Below are 14,141 nucleotides of genomic sequence, written 5' to 3'. Positions count from 1 at the left end.
TTCGCTAACTATAAATTCAGCATAGTCATCTTTGTGGAGTCTGATTTAGGGCAATTCTGCCGTGGCTTCAATTGTCTATTGTATCAAGATTTGGTGTTGGCAGTTTCATGGATAGGTTAAAAGCGATCGAGGTTGATATAACGGTTGAACTTGGTGCAACCGATATGCCGATCCACCATTTGCTGCGCATGGGCCGTGGCGCTGTGATTGAACTTGATGCAACCGAGCATGATCCATTGAAAATCTATGCCAACAATACGCTGGTTGCGATTGGTGAAATCAAGATTGATGATGGCCAGCTTTCGGTGGATATTACCGAGAAGATTGTGCGCCACAAATAGGCAGCTGGAAAGTTCTCATAAAATCAATCAAATCGCTTGTCACCTGCAAATGCATTTGCTAATTGGTGGCGCGCTCGCGTGATTTGCGAGCCATTCTACCGGATGCGGTCGTGGCGGAATTGGTAGACGCGCAGCGTTGAGGTCGCTGTGGGGTAACACCCGTGGAAGTTCGAGTCTTCTCGACCGCACCAATCAAAAAAGCCCTGTGAAGCTTAATTGCTCACGGGGCTTTTTGGTGTTTTGGGATGATATATGCTTTTTTAGCCGAACTCTTGGGTTGCTGCCCGTTTGGTTTTCTTTTCTCTTAGTGTTTCTTCGATCAACCTGCGCATGTTTTTTTCAAAGCTGTCAACAGAGAATAGATCAGCTCGTGACTCGCAATCTTTGCGCATTGTTTTGGCGACAGCAGGAGACAGTTGTTGGACTGCGTTTATAACGTCCATCGTTTTGAAGGTTGAAGGAAGGAGTATTCCGGTCTTTCCAGGCACCACAGTCTCCACCAAGCCACCTTCCGCAACTCCAATGACGGGTTTACCAGCCGCCATAGACTCAACCGGTGACATTCCAAAGTCTTCTTCTCGCGCTAGATAAACAGTTGCAATTGCTTCTGAAACTAATTTCTTCATTTCATTGTCAGTTACCCAACCCAACACTTTAATGTTTGGTGCGGTAGCTGACATTGCCTTAATTTTGTCGAGTTCTTCGCCACCAGATGCAACTATCAGTTGTACATCTGGCAATTTGCGGAACGCTTTGACAATTTCGGTTACTCGCTTCAGCGGAGTGAGGCGCGCATTCGACAGATAATATCCCTTTGCTGGCTGCCAGTTAAAAGACGTTGTCTCGACTGGCGGATATACTACGACCGCGTCGATGTTTAGGAATTCTTTTACTCGTCTCTTAATGTTCTCAGAATTCGCAACGACGACGTCCATGTTTGAGACCGCTTTTTCGTAACGAGTTTTATACCAGGACAGTATTGGGGGCGCTATGACTTGGTTAAGCGGAGAAAGATTGGCGTGGTAGAATTCTTTCTGATCAAAAACAAAACGCGGCGGTGTGTGACAATAGTACAAGTTTATGCCAAGTTGTGTTTTGGTGGCAGCCATGGGCGCTGCCACGCCAGAGAAGATCCTGACGTTGTGACGTGTTGAAAGAGCAGCTTCTTTCCCAAAGGCACTGCATAGCGACAAAAGTCTGGTTCCTTTTCTACGCAGCGCCAGCGGAATGTCGAGGGATTTGGTGGCTGCAGGAAAGCGATCTAGCGCGTAGGATTGTTCCGTTATATAACCAGTGGTCAAGGCACAATCTTGCAACGATTCAGCGAGTGTTAGAACGAGTTTTTCGCCGCCCCCCCTAATATCAAAATAGTCGTGGTAGATTACATTCTTCGGCATCTAAAGCGCTGCCTTAGACGGGTTGTGCATTTCTGAGTTTCTTCTGCGTTTTTCGATAAGCTGTTGGTAGAGATCACCGTAACTATTGGCCATTTTTTCGACGGTAAACAGGTCCATGAATCGCCTTCTGGCTCCAATGCCTAGTTGGTGTGACAGATGTTGGTTGTAAAAGAGCTTTTCCATAGCTTCTTTGATCGATATGGGATCAGCTGGCGGCACGGTAATGCCGGTTCTGCCATTGACGTTCACAAAACTTGTTCCGGTGCCAATTTCGCAGCTGATCATTGGTTTTCCAGCACGAGCTGCTTCCAATAGCGATATGCCGAATGCTTCTGAGCGAAGATGTGACGGAAGAATGAACGCCTTGCACAGTTCGAGCAATGCTTCTTTATCAGGATCTGAAACATTGGTAATGTGTGTGATGTTGTCAGGAAGAGGTGCCTTGCTGGATGTCTCTAGTGCGCCTTCGCCAACTATCACAATCGGAATGTTTGTCAGGCGAGAAGCTTCAATCAGGTATCTAATGCCTTTGTAGTATCTGAGCGCACCGACAAAAAGAATGAAATCATTACCTAGTCTTTCTTGCCACTTACCTACCAGTTTGTTGTTCAATTTCGGTCTCTCAGCTAAACCGATTGGGATCGTAGTCACTTTGTTTCGGAAGTTTTGCAGAACGGGGCTTGATTCTGCATAGTTTACTGATGTCGCAACAATTGAATCGGTCCTGTTTAGGAACCACTTCATTAGTGGATTGTAGATTTTGGACAAAGACTTCTGTTTTACGATGTCCGAGTGATAAGTAACTAATGTCGGCAAATTGTGTCGATGCGCGAGTTCGAGCAAATCGCCCGCCGGCCATGGGAAATGATAGTGTATGATATCAACGGATTGCGCCAATTCTGCGAACTTGCCAAAAGCCTCTCTGGAGAAGCTTGTTGAGGCTATTTGGATGTCGCGCTTTGCAAGGTGGACTTGATGACTATCGACCACTATTGGTTTGGGATTACAGCCTTTCGATGTCGCCAAAACGACCGTTTCGACAGACCGAGAGGTCAGCCCTTCCGCAATGCTGTGAATAACCCGTGGCACACCTGTGAAGTCCTCGGGGCGGTATACTTTGTAGACTTGCATCACGCGCATTGAGATTTCCTAAGGAAAACAAATCACTTCAACCGAAGCGCAGGAGCGTCTTTGACACTCTTTGTGTCTGACACAGTGAGTGCGAACGGATTCGCTTAATAACCAAATAGCACATTCGAACGCAATGTCTAATAACATCAGAATGTGTGAATATTTTTCTTGGAACTGCTATTTGTATTCGATAGGTTGCGGCCAATTGTTGAGCGGATTTGCAGAATGCCGTGACCAATGTGGTTATGGTCCACTTGCGAGCGGGTTGTTAGGCAAATCTCTAAGCTTGTTAAAGGGTGATGTTTTGTTGGAATTGCTTAGGTTGGAGTTGAGCCAAGCGCTCAAACGGCTCGATCTTGCCCTATATTTGGCATGGAGTGATACCCGAACACGTTACCGCCGCAGTGTTCTTGGCCCATTTTGGCTGGTCCTGGGAACTGCAATCGGCGTCGGTGGTTTGGCATTTGTTTGGAGTACTCTTTTCGATGTGAATCGAGAGGAGTTTGTTCTGTCGTTAACCATTGGGTTGGTCGTTTGGTATTTTCTGTCAGCGACAATCGTCGAGTCTTCTTCCGTTTTCTACAACAGTAGGCAATTGATGTTGAACTTACCAATCTCCTCGTTTCTGGTTTCAATTCAATTGCTTATGCGTCAGCTTGTAAACTTCGCCCACAATTTGGTGGTCGTAATGGTGGCGGTGTTTCTATTTCCGCAACATCTCGGATTTGAAAACTTAATCGCATTTCCTGGAATGTTCTTGGTGGCGCTAAACATGCTCGCTGTTATTCAGCTGGTTGGCTATATTGGCGCTCGATATCGTGACCTAGAACCTTTGCTTGCAGCAATTATGCAGCCATTGTTTTTCTTGACACCGGTAATTTTTCGACCACAGCAATTAGGTGCAAACGAGTATATTTTGAATTTTAATCCGTTTGCGCACTGGTTGAAATTGATCAGAGGCCCGCTGATGGGAGAGGTTCCGCCAGTAGAGACATGGCTCATCGTTGTTGTCATGACGGTGGTGTCATGGATTGCGGCACTGTGGATGACCGCGGCCAAGCGACGACGTCTAGCATATTGGGTGCATTAGTATGGCGTTTATCAAGTTTGAAAATGTTTCTGTTGAGTATCCGATTTATAGTGCGGGAAGCATGAGCTTGCGAAATACTTTGGTGAAGGTGGGAACCGGCGGTGTAGTTCAACGCGGCACCAACAATATCATAACCGTCAAGGCACTCGATAACGTTTCGTTTAGCATTCAAGACGGAGACCGGGTTGGCCTTGTAGGTCACAACGGCGCCGGAAAATCGACATTGCTCCGCACCATGGCTGGGATCTATTCGGTAACGCAGGGTACAGCCGCGACAGAAGGTAAGATTTCGACAATTTTTGATTTGGGTGCCGGGCTTAATACTGAGTTGAGCGGATATGAGAACATTGTTCGGATGGGAATGTTTTTTGGTGCCAGCAAGAATACGGCAGAAAGCTTTGTGCCAGATATCGAAGAATTCACTCAGTTGGGCGACTTTCTGAAAATGCCTGTACATACGTACTCGGCGGGTATGATGACGAGGCTTTCTTTTGGGGTCGCAACGGCTGTAAAACCTGACATTTTGCTAATTGACGAGGTGCTTGGCGCGGGCGACGCAGAGTTTCAGCAGCGGGCCAAAGTACGTATGGAAAACTTGATTGACAGTGCAAAAATAATGGTGCTTGCGTCACATTCTGACGACATCATCTCACACTATTGCAACAAAGTGATGAAGTTTGAACATGGGCGATTGGTTTCCCCTGGGTCACCAAAATCAATGGAGATCTAATGATGACAACTAATAGCTCAACTCGACGCTTGTTTCTTGTCGATCATATGTGCGTACTCCCTTTTGGACACAACCTTAATGCAATGGTGTTGTTCGAGCGAGAGCTCGGGCGCTTTTTTGAAGGCACAATGTGCCTCGCATGTAGCGCGTTGCCCGATTATGCGGAACAAGCAAATCAAGTGAGACGAGAACTGAGTTTTCCATACGACGGAGTACTAGAGCGTGCTGCGGCAACCAAGAGAAGTGATGGCGTTGCAGTCAACAAGACTCAGCTGGGTATTCGACCGTTGCTAAACAATCGCTTGGTACGCAAGGCTCTTTACACAGCGTCGTTTGAATTCTTGGGTATAGACATAGTTTCCGGTAGAACGCTTTCGGATTGGAAATCTATTTTCAGACGACACAAAATCTCGAGAGCAGATGCGATTTTTTTCCCGAGTGCTGAATTCTATGGATGCGTGACGCTGTTGGAATTGCTGGGTCAATTGCCTGAAACGGAGCGCCCTTCGGTTCACTTTAGGTTTATTGGCGTTGGGGAAAATGTAAAGTATTCGTTTTCACAGGCACGACCCATTTTTTTAGATGCGATCCGTCGTGCAAAATTGAATGGCACTCGTCTTAGTGTTTCAGCCGAGACTCCAAGATATGTTGAGTATTTGCGAAATATTTTGGATATTGATGTTTTGTTTGTGCCTTACCCACTTGCGTCAGAGAGTGCTTCAATTCCTTGGCGACAAAACAAAACCATAGCGTCACCAGGACAGGGGCGAGCAGACAAAGGCTTTTTTAGATTGAACTCAATAATTGGTGAGATCGCTGAGCATTATCCTGAAGTTCGGTTCGAGTATGATGTTCAGAATATGCGGACGCGCGACCGCGACTACCGTAGTCGGTACGAAAGCGGTCTTGCCCGAATTCCGAGAATGAACCTGCGGCCAGAACGGCTTAGTCAGGATGAGATTAATTCTGTATATGAGAAGTCTGATATTATGCTCTTGCCTTATGACGCGGAAACTTATGCCATGCGGGGGTCAGCAGTTTACCAAGAGACACTTGCTGTCGGTCGGCCGGTAGTTTGCTCGCGTGATCTCGGCTTTAGCGATCTGGTTGTGAGATATGGCAACGGTCTTTTAGCTGAATCTGACACTGAATTTGCCGATGCGCTAGTAGAGTTATCCAGCTGGGATAAAAAGAAGGTGGAAAAAGCATGCCGCGATGCAAGAAACCTATTTGAACGGGATGTGGAATCGGCGTTTACGCAGGTTGCGGAGATTTTGCAGTCATGAGCAAACACAAAATCGCTTTTTTGGATTTACCCTTTCATAGAAAAACACGTTCGTCTTCATTCTTTGTTGAGCTTCTAAGTGAGGAATTCGAGGTTGACGTTTTCTATGTAGACACGGATCCTAGGGCCACCTTGCAAGAGTTGGCGCAGTCTTCGTATGAGACTATCATTTGCTGGCAAACTGAGTTTGCTGCCCCCTATTTTTTATTAGTGGGAAAACGAGTTGTTTGCGTGCCCATGTATGACGGCGTTGCAACGGCACCAGATTGGTATTGGACTGCCATGGCGCAAGCTCGCTTTGTTTGTTTTTCGACGACACTGCATAATAGGCTGAAACGACTAGGATTAGACTCGCTCTCTGTCCAGTATTTTCAAGGAGCAGGAGACACTAAAGCACAGTCAAAATTTGAGACCCTCAATGGATTTTTTTGGCAGCGAAGACCTGAAGAAGGTTTGGATCACCGTTTTGTTCAAAAACTGATTGGTCGGGTTGTGCAGAGGTTGCACATTCACAATGCACCCGATACTGAAAATGCGAGAGATTGGACGCCTTCAGGCGATGTTTCTGTCTCCCATTTTACCGAATCGGGGGATGAGTATAAAGCCGCACTTACCGCTTCAAACATATATGTAGCTCCGAGAATGACTGAAGGAATTGGTCACACAATAACCGAGGCGATGTCACGTGGGATGTGCGTGGTTGCACATGATGAGGTGACGGCAAATGAATACATTGTCGATGGTGTAAACGGTATCCTGATCGACTATGGTAATCCGCCTCAGTTTGTCCGCTATCCTGAGCGAACCGCAGTCGAAAAGGAAATAGTATTAACTCCGGCAAAGGCTAACCGGCTTGGCGAGTCAGCACGTAGGAGCTTTGAAAAAGGCTTAGAGACTTGGACACAGGCTCGGCACGCTGTTCTATATTACGTATTAACAACACCCAAGGCAGATTTCGGCCCAAATTCAAACGAGTTTGTGCAAAAGTACTTGGCTCTAACAAAGTATGCACGTTCAGATTTTGGATTGTTTTTGGCTCGGTTGGCCAGCTTTTTGCGATCTGGATATGACCCTCGCGAGTATGCGACTGTTTCGTTTCTTGAAGCGCTTTCGTTCAGATTTAGGGCCCTGCCAGGTGTTCAGAACTTAGCAAGAATTGCAAAAAAGGTACTCACCTTCAGGCGGTAGCAAAAACCTTGGCTCAGTGTTTTGCTAAGGATTTCATTCCCGCGGTGGCTAATATAAAAACAAATCGGAATGAAAATGAGTGATACAAACCGAATTACAATAGGCCGGGCCACTCTACGTTTGCCCGATGATCATACTCTGAGAGAAATATATCTAGCGCATCCATCATATGATTTTGTTCACTGGAATATTATCTCATCGTTGGTAGCCGAAAACGGGTTGTCAAATATCGGTTTGATAGATGTTGGTGCAAATGTCGGCGACTCCATCGCACATTTTCGCCGCAGGCACTTGGGGCGCATAATTGCAATTGAGCCGGATGAGGTTTTTAGAGGGTTCTGTCAAGAAAACTGCAATCAGTTCAACGACGTTTCGGTATTGCAGTCATTGGTCTGCCCGCAGGAGTATCAAGGTGCTGTTTCTTTCGAGAAGATTGTTCAAACAGGAAGGACTGTTCTCGGTGACGGCGAGGTTTATCGCGGGTCATACATCTCGGTCAGTCAGTTGCTCAAGAGAATACCTGGCCCGTTAGTGTTCAAGACGGATACCGATGGTTTCGACGCGGAGATTTTATGTGAATTAGTCAATTGTATTGAGCAAGGTGACGGACGTGTAAAGGTTATTTCGTTCGAAGGACCAACAGAGGAACAGATGAATTCTGGATCTTTTGGTCAGTTTCTAGATCCGATAAAAAGGCTTCAAGCATTTGGCTACAGAGTATTGATTCTTTCGAACTTGGGTTTCCCTGTAGCTTTTCCCGGGCGAGATTTTGGCCAAGTTGATTGGCACCTAAATCGATTGCACATTGAATCGAAGTATGGGCGAGCATCATGTCATTACTTCGATTTTGTTGCCATTGCGCCAGATCTAAAGTGTACGACATGCAATTTTGACTGTTGTGACATTTTTGATGACGTTTACGCTGAATAGAAATTTCGCGAATTGGAGAATAATATGGTAAAACGTGCTCTCATTACCGGTATTACGGGGCAGGATGGATCGTATCTAGCAGAGTTACTGCTTGAAAAGGGGTATGAGGTACATGGTGTCAAGCGGCGTGCTTCGTCCTTCAATACTCAGCGCATTGATCACATTTACGATGACCCACACAATCGGGAAGCGCGGCTAATACTTCATTATGGCGATTTGACTGATACCTCAAATCTCACTCGCATACTGCAAGAAGTAGAACCAGACGAAGTCTACAACCTTGGAGCGCAGAGTCATGTCGCTGTGAGTTTCGACAGTCCAGAGTATACCGCTGATGTAGACGCTATTGGCACACTTCGGATACTCGAAGCGATAAGGTTTTTGGGCCTTACTGCGAAAACGCGGTTTTATCAGGCATCAACTTCAGAGCTATTTGGAAAAGTTCAGCAAATTCCCCAAAGTGAGAATACGCCATTTCATCCGCGAAGTCCTTATGCCGTTGCCAAGCTCTATTCATACTGGATCACAGTGAATTATCGTGAAGCATACGGTTTATTCGCGTGCAATGGAATACTATTCAACCACGAAAGTCCTCGCCGCGGGGAGACGTTTGTTACGAGAAAGATCACGCGCGGGTTGTGCAATATCGCACAGGGGTTGGAAGACTGTTTGTACATGGGCAACATTGATTCTTTGAGAGATTGGGGGCACGCAAAGGATTATGTAAGAATGCAATGGATGATGTTGCAGCAAGAAACTCCGGAAGATTTTGTGGTTGCGACAGGTGTGCAACATTCGGTGAGAGATTTCTTGCGCTGGACAGCGTTCGAGCTTGGAATCAAATTGCGATTTGAAGGGGAAGGAGTGGATGAAATAGCCAAGGTCGATGAGATTGATGGTGATTTGGCACCTGCATTGAAAGTTGGCGATACGATAATGCGTATCGATCCGAGGTATTTTCGTCCCGCGGAAGTGGAAACACTTCTGGGAGACCCGACGAAGGCGAAGCTGAAATTAGGCTGGGAACCTGAAATTGACGTCAGAACCATGTGTCGGGAAATGGTTAATGAGGATTTGATATCTGCAAAACGACATTCACTACTTAAAGCCCACGGCATGGAATTACCGGTTGCCTTGGAGGATACTGGTAGATAGTTAGAAAACGAACGGCTTCATGATGATTAGCAAAAAGTAACACGGCAATTTGGAGACTATTCAATTGGATTTTGATGATAAGATATTTGTTGCAGGGCATCGAGGCATGGTCGGTTCTGCAATTTTTCGAGCATTAACCAAAGCCGGATATCAAAACGTAATCACCAGAACACGTCAGGAATTGCCGTTAGACAATTCTAATGAAGTTGAATCGTTTTTCGCAGTGGAAAGGCCAAAGTATGTGTTTTTGGCGGCTGCAAAAGTTGGTGGCATACAGGCGAATAAGCTGTACGGTGGCGATTTCATCCGCGAAAATCTTCAAATTGAGGTCAACATTATTGATGCTGCATATCGACATGGCGTGGAGAAGTTCTTATTTCTGGGTTCCTCTTGCATTTATCCAAAATTCGCAGAACAACCCATTCAGGAAACATCTCTGCTGACCGGTGAACTGGAAGAGACAAATCTGCCTTATGCTGTTGCGAAAATTGCCGGGACAGTTATGTGCGATGCCTATCGCGAACAATTTGGTTTCAATGCATTTACTGTTATGCCTCCGAATGTCTATGGCATTGGTGATAATTTTCACCCTGAGAATAGTCATGTTGTCGCGGGATTAATGCAGAGGTTTCATAAAGCAAAAGTCAATTGCTTACCCGAAGTTGTTGCTTGGGGTACCGGTAGTCCGCTTCGTGAACTTATCTATTGCGATGATCTGGCTGAGGGGTGCATCTATTTGATGCAGAACTACGACGACGGCGGCATGATTAACGTTGGAACGTCAGACGAATACACTATTCGCCAAATCACCGAACTTGTTGCTGACGTTGTTGGTTATGAGGGCAAGATAGCGTGGGACAAAAGTAAACCTGATGGCACTCCCCGGAAAATCATGAACAACGAAAAGATTTCCCAGCTCGGATGGAAAGCAAAGACAGAATTTCGCACTGGTCTCGAAATGATGTACGCGTGGTACATGCAAGAATGTGAAGTTGGCTAAGCGATTGTTCTGTCGACCACTCGCCCTGAATCAGGGCGAGTGAAAGATGTGGTGCTGAGTTTATGCGAGTGCTTTCAACAGATTTTGTTATCTCTGTTTTCAGAGACCTTCTAAGAGAACAAGAGGTCCGTGGCGTCGATGTTTTCTGTGTGGCCAACTAGGATAATCTGATCTGAAATTCCATCGAATGTGATGAGGGTATCCGCTCCACCATTTGTCAGCGAAAAGTTTGCGTCGCTTGCTTGAATAGAAGTGTTTTGCAGGTCAAGGAATTCAGTGCCTTCTTCAAAGTCAAGAATTGTATCGATCCCCCATAGATTGTCAAAAATGAACTGATCAATGCCTGTACCACCTGAAAGCGTATCATTCCCCGTACCACCGTTCAGCACATCGTTGTTTTGCTCGCCAAGCAAGGTATCCGAACCGGCATCCCCATTCAACACGTCATCTCCGGTCCAACCTGCCAAGTGATCGTTATCCTCACCGCCGGACATTGCGTCATTACCGTCTCCGCCAAATAGAGCATCACTTTCTTGTTCGCCGAGCATCGTGTCGTCACCGGCGCCACCAATCATCGTGTCTTGGCCGGTCCAGCCCGCCATATGATCATTGCCGTCTCCGCCGTCCATGTAATCACTACCATCGCCGCCGAAGAGTGCATCATTGTCTTGTTCACCCAGCATCCAGTCACCACCGGCGCCACCAATCATCGTGTCTTGGCCGGTCCAGCCCGCCATATGATCATTGCCGTCTCCACCGTCCATGTGGTCACCACCATTGCCTCCAAAAAGTGCGTCATTGTCTTGTTCGCCAAGCATTACGTCACCGCCATCGCCTCCGACAAGGGTGTCGTTTCCAGTGCCCCCTTCAATTCTGTCGTTGCCGTCACCAGCAGATAAATAGTCACCACCATCGTCGCCAAAGAGTTGGTCTGTTCCTTCATTGCCCCAAAGTGTGTCGCCTCCGGCGCCGCCACGGAGGGTGTCATCACCCGTTTCGCCCCAAAGGGTGTCATTTCCGCTGCCACCAAGCAGCGTATCGTTGCCTTCCTGCCCGGAGATGTTGTCGTCGCCACCTCTGCCATCAAGCACATTGTCGGCTTGATTGCCCATGATATAATTACCGCCATCGCCCCCTATGGCGTTTTCTATAAGCGAGCGATCGTCATCGTTGTGTGTCAGAGCGTTATAGATGTTGCCCTTAGCGTAAACGTTGTTACCTAAATGTGCTTTTTGGTTCGACAAAAAGGTGGATGAATCGCCCGGACGCAGATTAATATCGAGATAGCCAGAATAAGCACTTAGATCGTAAGTATCTATGCCGCCGCCGTCCCAGATGGTCGCAAAAATCTTGTTGTCGCCGGGGGCGATTGCCACTTCGCCATTCACATATGTGTTGCCGCTATCTGGCCGCCAGCTGTAAACTGTGTCGCCAGAATTTGTGGTATAGTCGGCTCCATACATGTGTTGTAGCGCTGCAATGTCCGCCATCATAAAGGTTTGAGCGAAACCGTATGTCTCGTTGGTGTATCCGCCACTTGTGCTTTGTCCTACATAAGAGCGATAGCTCATGACTGAGTATTCCATTGCATCGTAGTTTGATGGCAGAGTCCCGTATTCGAAACTGTCATGACCATGGCTTAAACCCAAAGCGTGGCCAATTTCGTGGATCATTGTAAGCCAGGAGTAGTTACCAGCTGTTGGGTTTCTGTAGTTGTACTGCGTACCGAACCAAACGTCGCCGTTGTCTTGAATGGACGATGAAGCATCATTGCCGGGAAAATCACCGACCATTGCGGTTGGCAAAGCGCTAAACGAGGTTTCAGCAAATCGTATTTCGGCGGTTGTGCTGTTGGTGTTGCCTAGATTATTCACCCCTAGGTTGGTGAAACCTTCGACTGAGAAACCATCATCAGCACTATTGCCATTATCCATATCAAGCGCAAACAAGGCCGCAGACTGTTGAGCCGTTGACACTGTCGCAAAATTTGCGGGAAGATCCTCCAAACCCGTGCCCGAGTAGCTGTATGGTGACGAACTTTGTGAAAACGCAATGTCAATCGTCGTATCGGCCCAAGCAGTATCGGTCAGTATTCCATTGATCAAAGCAGATCCACTTGATGGCACAAACTTTGTCGTGTTCAGGTACCCAGTCATAAATAGTTCCTAATTCAAATATTTTTCTTATGCGTGCGACTAGTTAGAGCCGCAACACCAGTTTGTTTTTCAAGGTATAAAGGCGTTAAATGCCCAAATTCCGGCCATCAGTGAAATACGGATTCCAGAAGATGAATATGTTTATGGTTTGAATGTAGGGTATGTCAATTCGAGAAAGCAAATTGGCGGGCGTATGACGCACTTCGCAAACCGCAAGTTTTGCGTGTTTCGCTTCGAGCTTGCACATTTCTTCGAGTTGCCTCAAACTCAGCGCATATTTATTTGATACTTTGGGGATTGCCATGAAGGGCATAATACTGGCCGGTGGGCAGGGTGCACGTATGTATCCGCTTACATTGGCCGTTTGTAAGCAATTGCTTCCTGTGTATGACAAACCTATGATTTATTACCCGCTAAGCACTTTGATGCTTGCCGGTATTCGCGATATCTTGATCATATCGACACCGCGCGACCTTCCGCAGTTTGAAGCGCTATTTGGCTCTGGAGAGGAGTTTGGCTTGCGACTGCATTATGCTGAACAAGCTCGTCCGAATGGCCTCGCAGAGGCGTTCATAATTGGCGAAGAATTCATCGGAACTGACAGCGTTGCGATGATTTTGGGTGACAATATCTTCTTCGGCGTCGGGTTGCCCCAAATTTGCGCAAATGCGCTCAAGAATAATGAAGGTGCATCCGTTTTCGCCTTTCATGTTGAAGATCCTGAGCGATATGGCGTGGTGCAGTTCGATAAGAATACAGGAAATGCGCATTCGATTGAGGAAAAACCAACGCAGCCAAAGTCGAGTTGGGCTGTGACGGGGCTATATTTCTACGACAATGATATTGTTGACATAGCAAAGTCAATCAAGCCTTCCGCACGGGGTGAGCTGGAAATCACAGATGTCAATAATTCATATCTGAAGCGCGGAAAGCTCAGCGTTCAACAGCTAGGACGTGGATTTGCTTGGTTGGATACGGGAACGCATGCAAGTTTGCATGAAGCAAGTGCATTTGTAAGGACGATTGAGCATCGACAAGGATTTAAAATTGCTTGTCCCGAAGAAATTGCGTTCGACAAAGGCTGGGTTGACGAGAGCACCGTTTTAAGACGCGCGGATATGCTTGGCAAAACTGAATACGCAAAATATCTGCGTCGCTGTGTTGCTGAGAAGGCTAGTGCATATGCAGGTTAGTTCGCTGGGCCTAGATGGCGTATATGAAATTTTCCCAAACAGGTTTGAGGATGAGCGCGGTTTTTTCTCCGAGACTTACAATCGTAATGGTTTGCTTGACGCCGGCATTGAAACTGAATTTGTGCAAGACAATCAATCATTCTCAACTGCTGTTGGTACAATGCGCGGCTTACATTTTCAGAAATCGCCCAAAGCGCAGTACAAACTCGTGCGCGTCATAAAGGGGCGCATTTTCGATGTCGCAGTTGATATTCGACGCGGTTCAAAGACGTTTGGCGAATGGGTTGGACTGGAGATTTCTGAGAAGAAATGGAACCAAATTCTAGTCCCAGAAGGATACGCGCATGGTTTTGTTACATTGGAAGCAAATACCATTGTGGCTTACAAAGTTAGCGATTTCTATTCAAGGGAACATGAGCGCTCAATTCGTTTTGACGACCCGCAGATCGGTGTGAATTGGCCAATTGGTGCAAGACGGATGATTGTTTCTGCAAAGGATGCCTCGGCGCCGTCTCTGGAAGACAGCGACTTGGAATAAGGGGGGG

General features: G+C 46.8%; 13 protein-coding genes and 1 tRNA gene. 11 read left to right on the top strand and 3 right to left on the bottom strand.

Features of this window, described 5'->3' with window-relative positions:
- Positions 1-107: 107 nt before the first annotated feature.
- Complete coding sequence (locus QQL65_RS14545; protein WP_284365694.1) at positions 108-341, top strand: FliM/FliN family flagellar motor switch protein; 234 nt, start codon at positions 108-110, stop codon at positions 339-341.
- A gap of 104 nt (positions 342-445) precedes the next feature.
- A tRNA-Leu gene (locus QQL65_RS14540) sits at positions 446-532 on the top strand.
- A 69-nt stretch (positions 533-601) separates the two neighbouring features.
- Here the strand turns inward: QQL65_RS14540 and QQL65_RS14535 are convergent.
- Both QQL65_RS14535 and QQL65_RS14530 read right to left on the bottom strand, forming a co-directional pair.
- Complete coding sequence (locus QQL65_RS14535) at positions 602-1,738, bottom strand: glycosyltransferase (protein ID WP_284365693.1); 1,137 nt, start codon at positions 1,736-1,738, stop codon at positions 602-604.
- Positions 1,739-2,878, bottom strand: coding sequence for a glycosyltransferase (locus QQL65_RS14530; protein ID WP_284365692.1), 1,140 nt, complete (start codon positions 2,876-2,878; stop codon positions 1,739-1,741). It lies immediately after the preceding gene.
- A gap of 298 nt (positions 2,879-3,176) precedes the next feature.
- Between QQL65_RS14530 and QQL65_RS14525 the strand changes: the two genes are divergently transcribed.
- From QQL65_RS14525 to QQL65_RS14495, 7 genes are all read left to right on the top strand, one after another.
- The gene (locus tag QQL65_RS14525) at positions 3,177-3,959 is read left to right on the top strand and encodes an ABC transporter permease (protein WP_284365691.1); all 783 of its coding nucleotides are present in this window, start codon (positions 3,177-3,179) and stop codon (positions 3,957-3,959) included.
- Between the two features lies 1 nt (position 3,960).
- Entirely contained in the window at positions 3,961-4,689 is a 729-nt protein-coding gene (locus QQL65_RS14520; RefSeq protein WP_284365690.1) for an ABC transporter ATP-binding protein, read from the top strand.
- Entirely contained in the window at positions 4,689-5,975 is a 1,287-nt protein-coding gene (locus QQL65_RS14515; RefSeq protein ID WP_284365689.1) for a glycosyltransferase, read from the top strand. Before QQL65_RS14520 ends, QQL65_RS14515 begins: the two co-directional genes overlap by 1 nt.
- Positions 5,972-7,162 (top strand): glycosyltransferase, encoded by a 1,191-nt coding sequence (locus tag QQL65_RS14510; RefSeq protein ID WP_284365688.1) that lies wholly within the window; start codon positions 5,972-5,974, stop codon positions 7,160-7,162. Before QQL65_RS14515 ends, QQL65_RS14510 begins: the two co-directional genes overlap by 4 nt.
- A 75-nt stretch (positions 7,163-7,237) precedes the next feature.
- Positions 7,238-8,092 carry an FkbM family methyltransferase gene (locus tag QQL65_RS14505; protein ID WP_284365686.1) on the top strand — a complete coding sequence of 285 codons (855 nt, stop codon included), beginning with the start codon at positions 7,238-7,240 and terminating at the stop codon, positions 8,090-8,092.
- A 24-nt stretch (positions 8,093-8,116) separates the two neighbouring features.
- Positions 8,117-9,247, top strand: coding sequence for a GDP-mannose 4,6-dehydratase (gmd, locus tag QQL65_RS14500; protein WP_284365684.1), 1,131 nt, complete (start codon positions 8,117-8,119; stop codon positions 9,245-9,247).
- A gap of 64 nt (positions 9,248-9,311) precedes the next feature.
- Entirely contained in the window at positions 9,312-10,247 is a 936-nt protein-coding gene (locus tag QQL65_RS14495) for a GDP-L-fucose synthase family protein (protein WP_284365683.1), read from the top strand.
- Positions 10,248-10,357: 110 nt separating this feature from the next.
- Here the strand turns inward: QQL65_RS14495 and QQL65_RS14490 are convergent, their stop codons facing one another.
- Entirely contained in the window at positions 10,358-12,403 is a 2,046-nt protein-coding gene (locus QQL65_RS14490; protein ID WP_284365682.1) for a M10 family metallopeptidase, read from the bottom strand.
- 302 nt (positions 12,404-12,705) lie between these two features.
- Between QQL65_RS14490 and rfbA the strand changes: the two genes are divergently transcribed.
- Both rfbA and rfbC read left to right on the top strand, forming a co-directional pair.
- Positions 12,706-13,596 (top strand): glucose-1-phosphate thymidylyltransferase RfbA, encoded by an 891-nt coding sequence (rfbA, locus tag QQL65_RS14485; protein WP_284365681.1) that lies wholly within the window; start codon positions 12,706-12,708, stop codon positions 13,594-13,596.
- Positions 13,586-14,134 carry a dTDP-4-dehydrorhamnose 3,5-epimerase gene (gene rfbC, locus QQL65_RS14480; RefSeq protein ID WP_284365680.1) on the top strand — a complete coding sequence of 183 codons (549 nt, stop codon included), beginning with the start codon at positions 13,586-13,588 and terminating at the stop codon, positions 14,132-14,134. Before rfbA ends, rfbC begins: the two co-directional genes overlap by 11 nt.
- Positions 14,135-14,141 lie beyond the last annotated feature (7 nt).

The organism is Maritalea porphyrae, assembly GCF_030159895.1.
Taxonomy (GTDB): Bacteria; Pseudomonadota; Alphaproteobacteria; order Rhizobiales; family Devosiaceae; genus Maritalea; species Maritalea porphyrae.
Note: the sequence above shows the minus strand (reverse complement) of the source record. Positions and strands in the feature narration are given on the sequence as shown.

Coding starts and splice junctions, on each gene's coding strand:
- gmd (WP_284365684.1), top strand. CDS start 8,117: ATGGTAAAACGTGCTCTCATTACCGGTATTACGGGGCAGGATGGATCG.
- QQL65_RS14545 (WP_284365694.1), top strand. CDS start 108: ATGGATAGGTTAAAAGCGATCGAGGTTGATATAACGGTTGAACTTGGT.
- rfbA (WP_284365681.1), top strand. CDS start 12,706: ATGAAGGGCATAATACTGGCCGGTGGGCAGGGTGCACGTATGTATCCG.
- QQL65_RS14510 (WP_284365688.1), top strand. CDS start 5,972: ATGAGCAAACACAAAATCGCTTTTTTGGATTTACCCTTTCATAGAAAA.
- QQL65_RS14520 (WP_284365690.1), top strand. CDS start 3,961: ATGGCGTTTATCAAGTTTGAAAATGTTTCTGTTGAGTATCCGATTTAT.
- rfbC (WP_284365680.1), top strand. CDS start 13,586: ATGCAGGTTAGTTCGCTGGGCCTAGATGGCGTATATGAAATTTTCCCA.
- QQL65_RS14515 (WP_284365689.1), top strand. CDS start 4,689: ATGATGACAACTAATAGCTCAACTCGACGCTTGTTTCTTGTCGATCAT.
- QQL65_RS14505 (WP_284365686.1), top strand. CDS start 7,238: ATGAGTGATACAAACCGAATTACAATAGGCCGGGCCACTCTACGTTTG.
- QQL65_RS14530 (WP_284365692.1), bottom strand. CDS start 2,878: ATGCGCGTGATGCAAGTCTACAAAGTATACCGCCCCGAGGACTTCACA.
- QQL65_RS14490 (WP_284365682.1), bottom strand. CDS start 12,403: ATGACTGGGTACCTGAACACGACAAAGTTTGTGCCATCAAGTGGATCT.
- QQL65_RS14535 (WP_284365693.1), bottom strand. CDS start 1,738: ATGCCGAAGAATGTAATCTACCACGACTATTTTGATATTAGGGGGGGC.